Source organism: Microbacterium sp. HD4P20, assembly GCF_019449275.2.
Classification (GTDB): Bacteria; Actinomycetota; Actinomycetes; order Actinomycetales; family Microbacteriaceae; genus Microbacterium.
Window position 1 is genome coordinate 119,740 of the sequence record NZ_JAHZQZ020000019.1, and the last position, 17,455, is coordinate 137,194.

Annotated in this window: 12 protein-coding genes; 3 read left to right on the top strand and 9 right to left on the bottom strand. The window is 71.0% G+C overall.

The window, feature by feature from the left end:
- Positions 1-49: 49 nt before the first annotated feature.
- The 7 genes from K0817_RS15640 to K0817_RS15670 all read right to left on the bottom strand — a co-directional run bounded on the left by K0817_RS15640 (position 50) and on the right by K0817_RS15670 (position 10,906).
- Complete coding sequence (locus tag K0817_RS15640; protein WP_219982787.1) at positions 50-1,231, bottom strand: ABC transporter ATP-binding protein; 1,182 nt, start codon at positions 1,229-1,231, stop codon at positions 50-52.
- Between the two features lie 316 nt (positions 1,232-1,547).
- On the bottom strand, positions 1,548-2,336 hold the full coding sequence (locus K0817_RS15645; RefSeq protein ID WP_219982575.1) for a DNA-formamidopyrimidine glycosylase family protein: 789 nt from the start codon (positions 2,334-2,336) through the stop codon (positions 1,548-1,550).
- A 113-nt stretch (positions 2,337-2,449) separates the two neighbouring features.
- Positions 2,450-7,264, bottom strand: a complete 4,815-nt coding sequence (locus K0817_RS15650; RefSeq protein ID WP_219982576.1) for a DEAD/DEAH box helicase — start codon at positions 7,262-7,264, stop codon at positions 2,450-2,452.
- 50 nt (positions 7,265-7,314) lie between these two features.
- Positions 7,315-7,497 carry a PspC domain-containing protein gene (locus K0817_RS15655; RefSeq protein WP_219982577.1) on the bottom strand — a complete coding sequence of 61 codons (183 nt, stop codon included), beginning with the start codon at positions 7,495-7,497 and terminating at the stop codon, positions 7,315-7,317.
- Positions 7,498-7,605: 108 nt separating this feature from the next.
- On the bottom strand, positions 7,606-9,297 hold the full coding sequence (locus K0817_RS15660; protein WP_219982578.1) for an ABC-F family ATP-binding cassette domain-containing protein: 1,692 nt from the start codon (positions 9,295-9,297) through the stop codon (positions 7,606-7,608).
- A gap of 255 nt (positions 9,298-9,552) precedes the next feature.
- On the bottom strand, positions 9,553-10,245 hold the full coding sequence (locus tag K0817_RS15665) for an alpha/beta hydrolase (protein WP_219982579.1): 693 nt from the start codon (positions 10,243-10,245) through the stop codon (positions 9,553-9,555).
- A 37-nt stretch (positions 10,246-10,282) separates the two neighbouring features.
- Positions 10,283-10,906: a hypothetical protein gene (locus K0817_RS15670; RefSeq protein ID WP_219982580.1), complete on the bottom strand. Its 624-nt coding sequence runs from the start codon at positions 10,904-10,906 to the stop codon at positions 10,283-10,285.
- Positions 10,907-11,002: 96 nt separating this feature from the next.
- Between K0817_RS15670 and K0817_RS15675 the strand changes: the two genes are divergently transcribed.
- From K0817_RS15675 to K0817_RS15685, 3 genes are all read left to right on the top strand, one after another.
- Positions 11,003-11,590: an NUDIX hydrolase family protein gene (locus K0817_RS15675; RefSeq protein ID WP_219982581.1), complete on the top strand. Its 588-nt coding sequence runs from the start codon at positions 11,003-11,005 to the stop codon at positions 11,588-11,590.
- 62 nt (positions 11,591-11,652) lie between these two features.
- Positions 11,653-13,593, top strand: a complete 1,941-nt coding sequence (locus tag K0817_RS15680) for a M3 family metallopeptidase (RefSeq protein ID WP_219982582.1) — start codon at positions 11,653-11,655, stop codon at positions 13,591-13,593.
- Between the two features lie 181 nt (positions 13,594-13,774).
- Entirely contained in the window at positions 13,775-15,559 is a 1,785-nt protein-coding gene (locus K0817_RS15685) for a hypothetical protein (protein WP_219982583.1), read from the top strand.
- A gap of 21 nt (positions 15,560-15,580) precedes the next feature.
- Here the strand turns inward: K0817_RS15685 and K0817_RS15690 are convergent, their stop codons facing one another.
- Together K0817_RS15690 and K0817_RS15695 are read right to left on the bottom strand one after the other, a co-directional pair.
- Entirely contained in the window at positions 15,581-16,654 is a 1,074-nt protein-coding gene (locus K0817_RS15690; protein WP_219982584.1) for a low specificity L-threonine aldolase, read from the bottom strand.
- A gap of 51 nt (positions 16,655-16,705) precedes the next feature.
- The gene (locus K0817_RS15695) at positions 16,706-17,407 is read right to left on the bottom strand and encodes an SDR family oxidoreductase (RefSeq protein WP_219982585.1); all 702 of its coding nucleotides are present in this window, start codon (positions 17,405-17,407) and stop codon (positions 16,706-16,708) included.
- Between the last annotated feature and the right edge of the window lie 48 nt (positions 17,408-17,455).

Genomic DNA, 17,455 nt, shown 5'->3' on the forward strand with positions numbered 1-17,455 from the left:
GTGGGAATAAGAAGGGGTCCGGATGCCGCGTGCCGCGGCATCCGCTCGCTCACAGCGCGGGCGGTGCGATGTAGCCGCCCTCCTGCGCGGCGTCGTCGGCCGGGAACAGCAGCACGTGATGCGCGGCCCACGTGCAGATGACCGCGTCGCCGACCGTCAGCTCCGGGGCGTCGGGAGTCGGCCGTCGCACGATGAGGCTCTGCTCCTCGCCCAGGCGCACGAGGTACTGCATCGTGTCGCCGAGGTGCGAGATGCCGATCAGCTCGCCGCGGGCGCTGTTGGGGGCGGCTGCGGCGGTCGGGTCGTCCTGCGCGATCTGGATGTACTCGGGCCGGACTGCCGCTTCGCCGAGGTTGGCCGCGGTCAGCGTCGGCGAATCGGAACGAACCAGCGCGTTCGGTGAGGCGATCGCGGCGCCCGCTTCTGCCACGGTGCCGCGGAAGAAGTTCTGCTGCCCGACGAAGGCGGCGACGTAGGCCGACGCGGGCCGTGCGTACACGGTGTCGGCGTCGGCGAGCTGCTCGATGCGGCCCGCACGCATGATCGCGATGCGGTCGCTCATCGACAGGGCCTCGCCCTGGTCGTGCGTCACGAAGACGAACGTGATGCCCAGGCGCGATTGCAGGAGCTTCAGCTCGAGCTGCATCTCTTCGCGCAGCTGGCGGTCCAGCGCGCCCAGCGGCTCGTCGAGCAGCAGCACGGCCGGGCGGTTCACCAGGGCGCGGGCGAGTGCGATGCGCTGCTGCTGGCCCCCCGAGAGCTGTGCCGGCTTGCGGTCTCCGAACCGGCGCATCTGCACCAGATCCAGTGCCTGACTCACCTTGTCCCGCACGTCAGCCTTCGGTGTGCGGCGCTGCTGCAGTCCGTAGGCGACGTTCTCGGCGACCGACAGGTGCGGGAACAGGGCGTATGCCTGGAACACCGTGTTGACGTCGCGGCGATAGGGCGGGATGCCGCGCACGGACCGTCCCGAGATGCGGATCTCTCCGGCATCCGGCCGCTCGAAACCGGCGATCATGCGCAGCGTCGTGGTCTTGCCGCACCCAGACGGGCCGAGCAGCGAGATGAACTCGCCGGGCTGGATCGTGAGCGAGAGGTCGTCGACGGCGGGCTGATCGCCGTAGTACTTCGTGATGCCCGACAGCACGACGGCCCCGCGCTCCGCTTCGCCCTCCGGGGAGGACGGGGTGATCGGAGCGGACTCCGGGTGGGTCGCCGTGCCTGTGGACATGGTCACTCGTGAGATCCTCCCGAGACGGGCCGCGCGACGATGCGAAGCCTTGTCGAATGTGAGTCGTATTCAATATGGCAGCATCCACCCCCCGCAATGGACGCCCCGGCGAACCGGACGATTCGCGGTACGCGAATGCCCCGGCCGACACTTCGTCCGGAGTTGTGTAACGGTCAGGAAACCGCGGCATTTCGCAGAGGCGCCGCCACCGACGAGCGGCTGTCGCGGCGATCGCCGACAGATCGTCTGTTGCGTCGCTCTCACCCCCTCCTACGGGGGCGGCTGCTCCCCGCCAGGGTCTGGCCGTGCGGTCGGGTCAACGCTGGCACACCGGGCACCAGAACACGATGCGCTCGCGGGTCGGATCGGCGCCGAGCGATCCGCCCCGGATCGGCGTGCCGCACCGACGGCACGGCCTTCCCTCACGGCGGTACACCCACGTCGATCGTCCCGGTCGGCTGTCGCCGGTGAAGGTGCGGCCCGGGCGGTCGCGGTTGGCGCGGATCATGCGGGAGCCGACGTCGACGAGGGCTGCGGCATCCGTCTGCGATGCGGGGGTCGCGGGCAGGACTCCTCGGACGAAGAGGATCTCGTTGACGTACTCGTTGCCGAACCCGGCGACGTTGCGCTGATCCTGAAGCGCGACGTGAACCGGGCGAGGGTCCGCGGCGAGTCGCCGCGCGGCTTCGGCCGGGTCCCACGAGTCAGCGAGCGGGTCGGGGCCGAGGTATCCCACGAGGTCGTCTTCGTCGGTGGTCGGCACGACGGCGATGTCGGCCAGATCGAAGCCGACGGTCTCCCACTCGGTGGCATCAGGCGCCGTCGCGCCGATCACGGCGCGCGCTCTGAACGCCGGCGCTCGCCAGCGCTCGCCGCGGCGATACACGTGCCACTCGCCCTCCATCTTCAGGTGTGTGTGGAGGGTGTAGGCGCCGATGCGATGCAGAATGTGCTTTCCGTGCGGCACGACTTCATGCACCGTCTCGCCGCGGAAGTCGACGGTCGCCGCCTGCGGCACCCGCAGCTCGAACCGGGTCACGGTGGCCCCGTGCAGCACCCGGTCGAGCTTGAGCGCGGCACGGTAGACGCTGTCGCCCTCAGGCACGAGTCCGCTCCGGCGGTCGTCGCATGCACAGAATCGGAGGTTCTGCGCGACACGCCGGCGACGACGCATCGCGGGCGGAGTGTCGCCGACATTCTCCGATTCTGTGCACGGACTCAGCCACGACCGCCGGACCCTTGCGCGGCCGCGCCCTGGCGGAGCGTGTCGCCCGCGGTGAGCCGTCTGAGCGTGAGACCGCGGGTGGACTCGACGAAACCGGCATCCCGGAGCGCCCTGCCCACCGCGGTGCCGTACACGAAGGCGCCGTTGACCTGCTCGACGGTGAGGGTGTCGAGCCGGCGCGACCGCGCCGTCGCGACCAGTTCGCGCGCCGCCGCCTCGAGCACCGGCTCGGCATCGGTGAACGCGAGGGCCGACTTGCCGCCGCGTTCGACGTAGAGCGTCAGGGCGCCGTCGACGAGCACCACCAGCGCCCCTGCCTTGCGCCCGGGTCGATGCCCGATGCCCTCGAGGGGTGGCCAGGCCAGCGCCGCGCCGTAGGCGTTGGCGGGGTCGGTGGCAGCGAGGGCGACGGCCCGCAGCGGTGGCGGGTCGGCGACGGCCGCGAACTCGCGGAGCCGGTCGACGGTCGCCGACGCGGCGAACTGCGCGGCACCGAGCTTCTCGATGACGTAGCCGCGACGGCAGTGGCCCGCCTCCTCGAAGCCCGCCAGCACCCGGTAGGTCTGGGCGAAACCGCCGGGTACGCCCTCCGCCTGGACCGCACCGCGCGTCACCACGCCGTAGCGGTCGAGCAGCAGGCTCGCCGTCGCGGTGGCGCGCAGCGCCGCGTCGGGCTCCGGGGCGGGCAGCATCGACCAGCGGCCGCCGAGCGAGGGCGGACGGGGAGGAACGGATCCGCCGACCGCCCGCACGGCTGCCCCCCGGTACATGCGAGCCCGTGGCGCGCGCCGGCTGACGCGGTGCGCCTGGGACCCGCCCGACACCAGCGTCCGGACGGGCGCGAAGGTGTCGTTCGAGACGCGCCCCGCCCATGTGAGGCGCCACAGCGCATCGATGACGGACTGGTCGTTCTCGGCACCCGTGAGCTGCCGCAGCTGGGCGGCGAAGAAGGCGCCCCCTGCCTCGAGCGAGGCCAGCAGCTGGGCGTCGATCGATCCGGGCGCGGGCTCGTCCGCCTCGTCGGGCGGCGCGAGTGTCAGTGGCAGCCCATCGGCCGGGTGGAGCGCGACCCAGCCGTCGCGACCCGGCAGGCTCCCGTGCCCTGACCACACCACCTCGCCCGTCGCCGTGAGCTCGTCGAGCATGCCCGGGGTGTAGTCCGTCACCCGGGCGGGCAGGATGAGCGACTCCCACGCGCTGGCCGGAATCGGCACGCCTGCGAGTTGCTCGACGACGGCCGCGACCCCGTCGAGCCCCTCGAGCGGACGGGTCGCGTGCTGCCAGACCGGCAGGAATCGCGCGTACGCCTCTTGCGGAACCGGCTCGACGCTGCCGCGGATGGCCGCGAGCGACCGCATCCGCAGCCGCCGGAGCACCTCGGCGTCGCACCACTCGAGATCGTCCGAACCGGCGCGGGTCTCGGCTGATGCCTCGGGTAGGAAGAACCCGCTCGCTATGCGGCCCTGCGACTCGAGGCGCTGCAGGGTGTGACGAGCGACGGCGACGCCGATGCCGAGGCGCTCGGCCGCGGCATCCGCCGTGAACGGTCCGTGTGTGCGGGCATAGCGCGCCACGAGGTCGCCGAGCGGATCGGCGAGCGGTTCGAGGAACGCCGTCGGAATGCCGACAGGGAGCGCCACCCCGAGTCCGTCGCGCAGACGCCCGGAGTCCTCTATCGCGGCCACACGAGCCGTGCCGGCGATGGTCACCGGGACGGCTCGACGCGTCGTGACTAGTTCTTCCAGCAGAGCGGATGCCTCGGCCTCGCTCGCGTGGCCGGCGGGATCGGCGGCCACGAGGCGGGCGGCGACCTCGGCGGCGTCGAGCGGACCCAGGAGTCGCAGCAGATCCGCGACACCTTCCACGTCGCGAACGCGACGCTCGGGGTCGAGGCGCTGGACCTCGCGCTCGAACTGCGCGATGACGGCGGGATCGAGCAGCTCCCGCATCTCGATCTTGCCGAGCAGCTCGCTCAGCAGGGCCGGGTCGACAGAGAGCGCGGCCGCCCGTCGTTCGGCGAGAGGCGAGTCGCCCTCGTACATGAACGCACCGACATATCCGAAGAGCAGGTCGCGCGCGAAGGGTGACGGCTGCGCCGGCTCAGTCTCGACCAGCCGGACGCGGCGCTCGCCGATGCTGCGGACGATGCGCAGCAGAGACGGCACGTCGTAGACGTCCTGCAGCACCTCGCGCAACGTCTCGAGGATGATCGGGAAGGTCGGATAGCGTCGGGCGACCTCGAGAAGCTGCGCCGAGCGCTGGCGCTGCTGCCACAGCGGCGTGCGCTTGCCCGGGTTTCTCCGCGGCATGAGCAGTGCGCGGGCGGCGCACTCCCGGAACCTCGATGCGAACAGCGCCGAACCGCCTACCTCCTCGGTGACGATCTGCTCGAGCTCGTCGGGATCGAAGACGAACAGGTCGGCGCCGGGCGGCTCGGCCGTGGCATCCGGAACTCTGGCGATGATGCCGTCGTCGCTCGCGACCGCCGACCCCTCCACCCCCAGTCGCTCGCGGATCCGGGCGTTGACCGCGAGAGCCCACGGCGCGTGCACCTGCATGCCGTACGGGGAATGGAGGATCACGCGCCAGTCGCCCACCTCGTCGCGACCGCGCTCGACAGTGAGCTGGCGGTCGGTCGGCAGCGTGCCGGTCGCTTCCCGCTGCTCGGCGAGATAGGCCAGGAGGTTGTCCTGCGCGTTGTCGTCGAGCCCCGCGTCGCGCAGCCGCGCCTCGGCCTTCTCGGGTGCGGCGGTGGACACCTCGCGCGAGAACTTGCCGAGTGCCTCACCCAGCTCCGCCGGTCGGCCGATGCCGTCACCGTGCCAGAACGGCACTTTGCCGGGCTGCCCGAAGGCCGGCACCACATTGACGCGATCGTGCGTGATCTCGACGATGCGCCAGCTGGTCGTGCCGAGCGTGAACACATCGTTGACCCGCGATTCGTACACCATCTCTTCGTCGAGCTCGCCGACGCGCGCGTTCGACGACTCGCCGGCGACGAACACGCCGAACAGACCGCGATCGGGGATTGTTCCGCCGCTCGTGACGGCGATCCGCTGCGCTCCCGGGCGGCCCGTCAGCACGCCGAGGTCGCGGTCCCACACCACGCGCGGTCGCAGCTCGGCGAACTCGTCGGACGGGAAGCGGCCGGCGAGCAGGTCGAGCGTCGCCTCGTAGGCCGAGCGCGGCAGCGACCGGAACGGTGCACTGCGCTTGAGGGTGTCGTACCAGTCCTCGACGTCGACCGGCGCGATGGAGGCTGCCGCGACGGTGTGCTGGGCGAGGATGTCGAGCGGGTTCTGCGGAACCGCGATCGCCTCGATCTGGCCCGCCAGCATCCGCTCGGTGACGATCGCGGTGTGCAGCACATCGCCGCGATGCTTGGGGAAGAGGGCGGCGCGGCTGACCTCGCCCACCTGATGCCCGGCGCGCCCGATGCGCTGCAGGCCCGAGGCGGCGCTCGGCGGCGCCTCGACCTGGATCACGAGATCGACTGCGCCCATGTCGATGCCGAGCTCGAGGCTCGACGTCGCGACGACGCAGCGCAGGATGCCGGACTTCAGCTCTTCCTCGACCTGGGCGCGCTGCTCTTTCGAGACGGAACCATGATGGGCCTTCGCCAGGACCGGATCTGCCCCCGCTGTGGCGCCGGCCTGCGCCATCATGGCTGCGGGCACGGTCTGCTCGGGCAGATCGAGCCCGAGCCGCTCGGAGTAGATCTCGTTGAGGCGACCGGTGAGCCGCTCGGCGAGGCGCCGCGAATTGCAGAACACGATGGTCGATCGATGCTGCAGGATGCGGTCGACGATGGCCTCTTCGACGTGCGGCCATACCGAGCCTGTGACCTCGGTCTCGCCGGCACCGCTTGCGCGCGCGCCGGCGGAGCCGTCCGCGAACCAGTCCTCGGCGGCTTCGGGCGTGGCCTCGGCGGTGGGGGCCTCGGCGGTGGGGGCCGCGTCGCCGTCGGCGCTCGTCCACGCGCTCGGCGGGGGCGGGGGGTTGAGCATATCGTCGATCGGGACGACGACCTTCATGTCGAACGCCTTCGTCGACCGCGGCGCCACGATCTCGACCGGCTCGGCGCCGCCGAGGAATCGCGCCACCTCGTCGATCGGACGAACGGTCGCCGACAAGCCGATGCGCTGCGCCGGCGGAGCTTCGGGAGAGAACGACCGCCGGAGCGCATCGAGCCGCTCGAGGCTGACCGCGAGGTGCGCCCCGCGCTTGGTCGCGGCGACCGCGTGGACCTCGTCGACGATCACCGTGTGCACGTCGCGCAACGTCTCGCCGGCCTGGCTCGTGAGCATCAGGTACAGCGACTCTGGCGTCGTGATGAGGATGTCGGGCGGTGTCGCGACCAGCTTGCGTCGGTCGCTGGAGGTCGTGTCGCCGGAGCGGACGCCGACCGTCACCTCCGGCACCGTGACGCCGAGGCGCCGGGCGGACTGGCCGATGCCCACCAGGGGTGAACGCAGGTTGCGCTCGACGTCGACGCCGAGGGCCTTGAGCGGCGAGATGTAGAGGATCCGCGTGCGCATCCGCGCGTCGGCGGATCGTCTACTCCGGGGGCGCGACGGTCCCTGAGCAGGTCGCTCTGCGACCGTGTCGAAGGGCTCGTGGAACACGCGGTCGATCGCCCACAGGAACGCCGAGAGCGTCTTGCCCGATCCGGTCGGAGCGACCACCAGTGCGTGCTTTCCGGCGGAGATCGCCTCCCACGCACCGATCTGCGCGTTCGTCGGAGCGGCGAACGCGCCTCGGAACCAGTCCTGCGTGGCAGGACCGAACCGCTCGAGGACGTCGCTCACCTCTCCATCTTGCTCGGTCGCACCGACATCGGGGCGGGGTTGACGAGCGGTCAGCGCTCGGTCGGTATGACGATCCAGAGCAGGATGTACGCCCACAGCGACAGCCCGAAGAGCACCACCGCGACGATCGCGAGGACGCGGACGAGCGCGACGCTCCACCCGAATCGGTTGGCGACGGCGAGGCAGACCCCTGCCAGCCAGCGCCCTCGGCGAGGTCTTACGAGTTCGTTCATGGCTCCATCCTCCCGCCCACCGACCTCGAGCGCACGGGGGAAGGCCCCCGAGCCCGCGCGGGGGCTGCGGCATCCGATCCGCGAGAGAACGGATGCCGCAGCCCACCGTCACCTCTCGGACAACGAGCCGTCGCGGTCGAGCTCGAGCACGAGGTTCACACCGATGCGCTCGAGGAACGCGTCGTCGTGGCTGACGACGAGCACCGCGCCGCGATAGGCCGCGAGAGCATCGACGAACTGCGCGACCGTGTCGAGGTCGAGGTTGTTCGTCGGCTCGTCGAAGACCAGCAGCTGCGGCGGCGGGTCGGCCAAAAGCAGCCGCGCGAGTGCCACGCGAAAGCGCTCGCCGCCCGACAGGGTCGCCACGGGCCGGTCGACGGCGGCCCCTCGGATGAGGAACCGCGCGAGCCGGTTGCGCAACTCCGCGGTGCTCACGCCCGGCGCGGCGGCGGCGATGTTCTCGAGCACCGACCCGGTGTCGTCGAGCCCGTCCACGCGCTGCGGCAGGTACCCGACGCGGTCGGTATGCAGCTCGGTGTGTACCGTTCTCAGGATCGCCGGCGGTAGATCGTCGGGCTCGCGCGTGATTCCGGGCCCGGGATCGATGAGCGGGTGCTCCGGTCCTGAGAACGGTACGGCAGCACCGACCAAGCGGTCGAGCAGCGTCGTCTTGCCGGCGCCGTTCGGGCCGATGAGAGCCACGCGCTCCGGGCCCTGAATGATCCACGAGCGCTCGGCGTCGCCGAGTGCGGCGATCCGGCGGCCCGCGGGCACTCCAGGATCGGGCAGGTCGATCTTCACGGTGTCGTCGTCGCGCACCCGCCGCTCGGCGGCATCCAGCGCGGCGCGCGCGGTCGCCTCACGTTCGGCCTTCTCGCCGCGGAGCTTTCCGGCCGACACCTGGGCGGCCATCTTCCGCCCGCCGGCGACGATCTTGGGCACGCGCTTCTCGAGCTGCGCCTTGCGGCCCATCTGTTGTCGTGTCGCGATGGTCAGCTCAGCCGCGATCCGCTCCCGCTTCTCGCGTCGCACGACCTGCTTCGCGGCGGTCTCGGCCTGGCGCGCGGCGTCCTGCTCCGTCTGCAACCATGCCTGCCACTCCGAGTACGGGCCGCCGAACACCGAGAGCTCGTTGTCATAGAGCTCAGCGGTGTCATCCATCAGTTCCAGCAGCGCGACGTCGTGGCTGACCACGACGAGGGCGCCACGCCACGAGCGCACCATGTCGTACAGCCGGACCCGGGCCTCGCGGTCGAGGTTGTTGGTCGGCTCGTCGAGCAGCGCGATCCGGGCACTATGCTGAGTGGCACCGGCAAGCCGGATGCCGGCGATCGCGGTGAGCACCGCCTCACCGCCCGACAGCTGCCCGACGCTGCGGTCGAGCATGTCGGGTGCGAGCCCGGCCTCGGCCAGTGCCGCGTGCGACCGGGCCTCGACATCCCAGTCGTCGCCCACCGCGTCGAAGTGACGCGGGTCGGCATCGCCGGACTCGATCGCGCGCAGGGCACGGAGCGTCGCGCCGACGCCGAGCAGGTCGGCGACGGGACGCGTGACGTCCAGCGTCAGCCGCTGCGGCAGGTACGCGGCATCCGCCGTGGTGACGACGTTCCCCGCCGTCGGCGTGAGCTCGCCGGCCACCAGCCGCAGCAGGGTGGATTTGCCGGAGCCGTTGCGGCCGACAAGACCGGTGCGGCCGGCGCCGAACGAGCCCGAGACATCGGAGAGGGCGGTGGTGCCGTCGGCCCACGAGAACGTGACCTGGTCGAGGAGGACGGCAGGGGTGAGGGTGTGTGCAGGCATGTGGGCCTCCTGTGTCAGTCATGCGCTGACACCGAGGCCGCGGACGCCCGATGCGCCGGCGCTCGAAAGCGCGGAGCCACGGGAGGGCGGCGGATCGACGGTCAGCGCGGAATCGGATGCGCTGACGTCGAGAGTCGACGGAGCAGCGCGATTACAGCGCGGTCGCGTCGATGAGCTTCAACGGATTTCCTCACGTCGGGAACAAAGCCGAGAGACACCATAGCGGATGCCATGGGCGGTTGTCTCTACGTCCGCTCACGCGGATGGGGGTGCGAGGTCGGCCAGCCGCTTCTCGAGGAACACCCGCACGTCGGCCAGCTCCTGCTCCGAGACGCTGTGGGTGAGCCCCGGGTAGACGCGTCCGCTCAGATCGGTATGGCGAGGGAGCCATTCGATGGTGTGCTCCACGAGGAAGGACGGGATCACGTCGTCCTGGGTGCCGCGGCCCCAGAACACCGGCGGCCGCACCTCGGCGAGTTCGGCGTCCCGCGGCAGGGCCCCGGGCGTCGCGTAGCCCGAGAGGTTCACGGCGAACGCGAACCGGTGAGGGTCCAGGCGCATCGCCTGCAGCGCCACCGCGCCGCCTTGCGAGAAGCCGAGGAGGCCGACGGCCGTGCGAGTGGGCCCCGGTTCGGAGCCGACCGGCCCGGCCACGGCATCCGTCCAGGCCAGCAGCCGGTGCGCGGACGCCGTCACGTGGGCGGGATCGCGACCATCCAGATCGTCGATCGCGTACCACGAGTAGCCGGGCGTCGGGAAGGGCGGCGCGAGTGGCGCCCGCACCGCGGCGATGACGAACTCCTCCGGCAGGTGCGGCACCAGGGCGAACAGATCGCGCTCGTCGGAGCCGTACCCGTGGAGCAGTACCAGGAGAGGCCGGCCGGCGCGGTCCTCCGCGGCGGCCGACCACAGGACGGTGTCGGAATCCAGCGGCTGGTGAGAGCTCACCACTCCATCCTGCAATGCCGCACGCGAACGTTGTGCATCAGATCTTGATCGGGAACGTGGCGAGGATGCCTATGCCGATGATCGCGACCACGACCGCCAGGCCCAGCAGCACGCGGCCGATCCACGTCCGCACGTCGCGCTGCGACATCGCCGTCAGGAAGAGGACGAGGGCGAAGAGCACGGTGAGCAGCGAGTAGTTGTCGCCCCGCTGATTGCTCGCAAGCGCCTCTTCGAACTTCGCGTCGGCCCTCGCCGAGAGCTCGGCGGCCTCGACCTGGCCGGGCGGCACGTACTCCTCACGGGCGAACGGACCGTTCTCCTGCATCCCGTCGGCCTGCCACGCATCGAACGCCTCGGCGAAGTGCGGGGTGAACCGGTCCTGGATGTACTGCGCCAGTTCGGTGTCACCGTCGGCGTTCGCGATCACCCACTGTGCGTAGATCGAGAGGTCGAACTGCTGCGACGCACGCGCCTCTCCCTCGGCGCTCGCCGCCTGGATGCGCGCCCCGGACGCCTCGCTGAACGCGATCGACATCTCGCCGCCCCACTTGGACGACTCGAAGCCGCACCAGGCGGTCAGCACCGCCGTGATCGACAGCAGGAAGACGCCCACGATGTCCTGGACGCGGCTGAACGTTGTCTGCGGTCCGTCGTTCGACATGGCGCTCCTCTGAGATCTGTCCGTCAGCGTACCGATCGGCGCCGGTTTGCACGGGGAATCGGTGGCGCGTCGGGTCGGGGAGGGTATACAGGAGTCATGTCCGTGCGAACTCCCGACCCCGAACCCTCCGGTGACGAGCCGTTCGGCCCGCCGTCGGGCAACGTCTCGAATCCGGCCTGGCTGAGCGACATCGAGCTCGAGGAGGCCCGTCGACGCCTGCCCATGCTCTACGTCGAAGCCGTACCGGTGCGCACCGACGGCATGGGTCAGGTGATCGAGGTCGGCATCCTGCTGCGCGCCACCCCGCTGGGCGAGATGACCCGGACGATCGTCTCGGGACGCGTGCGCTACGCCGAGACTGTCCGCGATGCGCTGTTCCGGCATCTCGAGAACGACCTGGGTCCGATGGCCTTCCCGCTGCTGCCCACTGAGCCGACGCCCTTCACCGTGGCCGAGTACTTTCCGATGCCGGGCGTCAGCGCCTTCCACGACGACCGGCAGCATGCGGTCTCGCTCGCGTTCGTAGTGCCCGTCACCGGCACGTGCGAGCCGCGGCAGGACGCACTCGAGGTGACGTGGATGTCACCCCAGGAGGCCGCATCCGATGCGCTCGCCGCCGAGATGGAGGGTGGGCGCGGCACGCTGATCCGCCTTGCTCTCGCGAGCGTCGGCGCGCTGCGCTGACGGAGGAGGTTTCTCGGAGCTACCGGCATCCGTCTGTCGGGTCGTCGCCGTAGGCTCGACCCGTGACCATCGAGCCTCTCTCCTTCCCCACCGACGCCGCAGGGTGGGCGGCCTTCGCCGCCGAGCGTCCCACGGAGCGGATCGCCCGCGTGCGTGAGATCGACGCCCGCCTCACGTCCGAGCCCGACCTGTCGACGGTGGAGCGGCTCGAGCTGTGGAACGACGCCGAGATCGCGCTGCACGAGGCGCTCAGCGAGGCATATGTGATCAGCGAGGCGCACCCCGACGTCGCGGTGCGGGAGCTCGCCGAAGAGCAGGTGCAGGCGGTGGAGTCGATCACCTCGCAGCGCCTGCTCGACCGCGACCTGTGGGCGGCGTTCTCCGCAAGATCCGCCGATGGGCTGGATCAGGATCAAGCCCGGCTGCTCGAACACCTGCTGCGCGATTTCCGTCGCGGCGGGGTGCACCTGCCAGATGCCGAGCGCGAGCGCGTTCGATGGCTGGCCGAACGCGATACCGAGCTGTCGCTGACCTTCTCACGCAACATCCGTGACGGTCGTCGCGAGGTCGCCGTGCCCCGCGCCGGCCTCGCGGGGATGCCGCAGGACTTCGTCGATGCGCACCCCGCCGACGACAACGGCATGGTCACGCTGTCGACCGACTACCCCGATCTCATGCCCGTTCGCGAATATGCGACCGATCGCGCCACCCGCCACGCCCTCATCGGCGCCTACAACGACCTGGCGTGGCCCGAGAACGAGGCCGTGCTCGCCGAACTGCTCGAGGTGCGCGCCGAGCGGGCGTCGCTGCTGGGCTACGAGGACTGGGCCGACTTCGAGACCGAGACGCGGATGATCGGCAGCGGGGCCGAGATCCGCACGTTCCTGGCGCGGCTGGACGAAGCATCCCTCGACGCCGCCCAGACCGAGTACGCCATGCTGCGCGATCGGCTGCGGCGCGATATGCCCACGGCGGAGGAGGTCACGATCGCTGACTTCTGGCACCTGCTCAGCGTGGTCAAGGCGGAGCGGTTCGACGTCGACCCGCAGGTGGTGCGCTCCTACTTCCCGTTCGAACGGGTGCTGCCGGGCGTGCTGGAGGTGACCGGCCGGCTGCTGCAGGTGCAGTACGAGCCCGTCCATGCGCACGCGTGGCACGAGGACGTGCGCTCGCATGACGTCGTGCGCGACGGCGTGCGACTGGGCCGCATCCATCTGGATCTTCACCCGCGGGAGGGCAAGTTCAGCCACGCGGCCTGCTTCCCGCTCGCGCCGGGGATCGCCGGGCGGGTCGTTCCCGAGGCCGCCCTGCTGTGCAACTTCTCGCGGGGCCTGCTCGAGCACGACCAGGTGGTGACGTTCTTCCACGAGTTCGGCCATCTGGTGCACGAGATCCTCGGCGGCCATCAGCGCTTCGCCCGGTTCGCCGGTGTGCAGGCGGAGTGGGACTTCGTCGAGGCTCCCAGCCAGCTGCTGGAGGAATGGGCGTGGGACCCGGAGGTGCTGGCCTCGTTCACGGCCAACGCCGACGGTGAGGCGATCCCCGCCGAGCTCGTGCGCAAGATGCGCACCGCGGATGCGTTCGGGCGTGCCCTCGAGGTGCGGCGACAGCTGGGTCACGCGAACGTGTCGTACCGCCTGCACGTGAGCCGCCCGGCCGATCTGCAGGCCGAGACGGAGCGGCTCTACGCGTCCAGCAGCCCGGTGAGACCCCTGCCCGGGCTGCACCCGTACGCGGGCTTCGGCCACCTGACGGGCTACGGTGCGTGCTACTACACCTACCAGTGGAGCCTCGTGATCGCGCGCGACCTGCTCACCGGCTTCGCGGACGGACTGATGGACGAGACGGATGCCCTGCGCTATCGCCGGCACATCCTCGAGCCGGGCGGATCGCAGGACGCGAAGGACCTGGTCGAGGGGTTCCTGGGACGCCCCTACTCGTTCGAGGCGTACCGGGAATGGCTCGGGGAGTCGCGTGCGGAATTCGCTGTTCCCCGCACATAGTCGGGAAGGGTAAAGTTCGACTACCCGCGTGCAGCCATCCCCGCGACAGGGCCCCTGGTGTCGTCGAGGGATGCGGTCCTCCCTGGTCTCCGTTGCCTTCGCACCATAGGTGGCCGCCGGCGGGAGCCGTTGGCGCGACCGCGCACGCCGGCACAGCTGACTCAGGAAGCGGAGACACACGATGTCCGACCATGCCGCACCGGCCGACGACAACCCGACCGACGACACGAGCCCGTTCGACAGCCTCATCGGCGACGCGGGCGTCCCCGTGGCCGACCCGGGCTTCGCCACGACATTCCGCGGCTACGACAAGGATGACGTCGACGCCGCCGTCGCCGAGCTGACCGCGCGCGTGCGCGCCGCCACCGACGAGATCGCCCAGCTGAAGCAGCATCAGCGGCGCGCGGGCGCCGCTGTCGCCCAGAGCCGGGCGAAGGCTGAGCGGCTCGAGACCGAGCTCGAGGCCGCTCGCGCGCAGCGCAGTGACGAGGCAGAGCAGCTGGCAGCCGAGGTGCGGGCCGAACTCGAAGCAGAGGTCGCCGCGGCCGAGGCGCGCCACCGTGACGAGGTCCAACGGCTCGGCGACGAGCTCGAGCGACTCCGCGCAGACGCCGCGGCGACACGGACCGAAGGCGCCGACGAGGCGGAGCAGCTCAAAGCAGAGCTCGCAGCCGCCCACGCGCGGCTGGCGAACGCCGAGGCACAGGTGCAGGCGCTGTCGGATGAGCTCTCCGGCGCGACGACCGAAACGCCGAACCGTCACCAGTTCGAAGAGGTGCTGCGCGTCGCCGAAGAGCAGGCGAGCGTGCTGATCCGCAACGCGAGCGTGCAGGGTGACCGCCTGCTCGAGGCGGCGCGCGAAGAGATCGAGAATCGCCGCAGGTCGGCGCAGGCCGAAGCCGAGGGCATCATCTCGCAGGCGCAGCACGAGGCGCAGCAGGTGCGGCTGCGGATCGACACCGAACTCACGGCGCACGAGGCCCGCCTCGAACGCGAAGGCGCCCACGCGGCCGAGAAGCTCTCGCAGGCCGAGCGCGAGGCCGCCGCGATCCGTTCCGAGGCCGAGAAGGGGGCCGCGGCGCTGCGGTCGATGGTCGCCCGCGAGACGGCGCGCGACCGGTCCGAGGCCGAAGAGGCCGTGCGCGAACTGCGTGTGCGGGCCCTCGAGTTCGAGGCGTCGCTGACCCGTCGGCAGGACGATGCCCACCAGGAGTTCCTGGTGCTGCACAACCAGGCCGTCGCGCACGCCGAGCGCATCACGCAGGACGCCAACGAGCAGGTCGCCGCATCGGTGGAGCACGCTCAGCGCGTGGCCGGCAAGGCAGAGGACTTCGAACGGCTGATGCGGGCGCAGGCCCAGCAGATCGACGCCGACGCCCGCCTCCGCGCCCGCGAGCACCTCGATCAGGCGAGGGCGAAGGCCGAGCGGATCATGGAACTCGTCACGACCCACTCCCAGGCCGTGCTGCGCGACGCCGAGGACCGCACCCGCCAGCTGCGGTGGCAGCAGCACCAGCTCACCAGCTTCATGGCCGAGGTCAAGGAGCTCATCCGCCCCGAGGCTCCCCTCGCCGCCGCGGTCGAGGCACCCGGCGATGCCGATGAAGCGCCCGACGCGACAGTGGAGGCCGACGCGCCGGCCGATGCCGACGCGCCGGTCGATGCCGACGCGCCGGTCGATGCCGACAGCCGAGCAGAGGATGCCGCGCCCGACGCCGGCGCCGACCCGGAGCGGGACGAGGAGACAGGCTCAACGGACGATCCGGAGCAGCAGCCCGAGGGCTCGGAGTCATCGAGCGACGAGGCCGGGACCGAAGACGACGGCGACGCCGACGCGGACGAGCCCGAGGACGGTTCGCTCGAGGAGGTCACCGTCGACGACGTGGACGCCGAGCTGGCCGAACTCGTGGAGGCCGCCGAAGAAGACGGAAAGTCGCACGACGAGGTCGAGCGCACCGAGTCCTGAGCCGGCGCCCGAGGCCGCCCGCTACGACGTGGCGGTGGTCTCGCGGGCGATCGCGGCGAGGAACGCGTCGATGTCGTTCTCGGAGGTGTCGAAGCTGCACATCCAGCGCACCTCGTTCTTCGAGGCATCCCAGTCGTAGAACCGGAACGACTCGCGCAGCCGGTCGGCCACCCCGTCGGGCAGGGTCGCGAACACGCCGTTGGACTGCGTGGGCTGCGTGAAGGCGACGCCGCGGATCGACCCGTCGGAGATGCCGGCCTCGACTCCTGCCCGCAGGCGCTGCGCCATCGCGTTGGAGTGCGACGCGTTGCGCAGCCACAGGTCGTCGTCCAGCAGCGCGATCAGCTGAGCCGAGACGAACCGCATCTTCGACGCCAGCTGCATGTCGAGCTTGCGCAGGAACTTCAGGCCGGTCGAGGCCTCCGGGTTCAGCACCACGACCGCCTCGCCGAGCATCGCGCCGTTCTTGGTGCCGCCGAAGCTCAGCACGTCGACTCCGGCGTCGCGCGTGAAGGCGCGGAAGGGCACGCCGAGGGATGCCGCGGCGTTGGAGAGCCGCGAACCGTCCATGTGCACGCGCATGCCCCGCTCGTGGGCGTGGTCGGCGATCGCCGTGACCTCGTCCACGGTGTACAGCGTGCCGAGCTCCGTCGACTGCGTGATCGACACGGCGAGCGGCTGGGCGCGATGCTCGTCGCCCCAGCCCCATGCCTCGCGATCGATCAGCTCGGGAGTGAGCTTGCCGTCGTCGGTCGGCACGGTCAGCAGCTTGATGCCGGCCACCCGCTCGGGGGCTCCGCCCTCGTCGACGTTGATGTGCGCGGTGCCGGCCGCGATCACGGCGCCCCACCGCGGCAGCATCGACTGCAGGCCCACGACGTTGGCTCCGGTGCCGTTGAACACGGGGAAGGCTTCGACGCCCTCGCCGAAGTGACGCGCGAAGACCGCCTGCAGCCGCTCGGTGTAGATGTCGTCGCCGTACGCGACCTGGTGGCCGTCGTTGGCGGCGGCGATGGCCGCGAGCACCTCGGGGTGGATGCCGGAGTAGTTGTCGGAGGCGAAACCGCGAAGGTTCGGGTCGTGGAGTGTGGTCACGGGGGTCCAATCTAGTTCGGCGGGCGTTCTTCAGCCGCCGCGACGGTGGGGTCAGAGTGACCGGTCGGTGAGCTCGACGACGGTGTCGTTGATGTCGTCGGCCGCCGAGGCGAAGAGGTCGGCGAATCCCTGCGCGAGGGCATCCTCGAGTCCGGACAGGCTCTTGACGCGGAAGATGACGGATGCCGCACGCAGCGGCTGCTCGGCATCCCGTGCCGCTTTCGCGAAGCCCTGTGCGACCGCTCGCGCCCACGCCTCTGTCGCGGCCTTGACCGCGGCGTAGTTCGCGCCGCCGGCGAGCGGACGTGTCACCGCGGTCGACGACACCACCGCCAGCCGTCCGGCATCCGACGCGCGCAGATCCGCGTCGAACGCACGGCTGACGTGGCGAAGCGCCGTGAACGAGCGCTCGAGCACGCGGAAGTCCTCGTCGATCTGCCCGGCGAGCCCGCCGCCTCCGCGCCAGCCGCCCACGAGGTGCAGCACGCCGTCGACCGGGCCCGCACCCGCGTGCACCCGTTCGGCGAGTGCCGCGACCGCCGCTTCGTCGGTGAGATCGCACACCTCGAGGCGCACCTCGTCGCGGCCCTGATCGGCCAGCTGCTCGTTGAGGGAGCGGATCGCGTCGAAGCGCGCCTCGTCACGACCCACCGCCACGACGCGGGCGCCGCCGCCGGCGAGGACGCGCGCGGCCGCCAGCCCGGAGGCGCTTGTCGCACCCGCCAGCAGCACCGTTCTGCCGGTCACGCTCATGCTTCTCCTCGCCCCCTCTTGCGTCGAATACGTATCACCTCGCCGAAC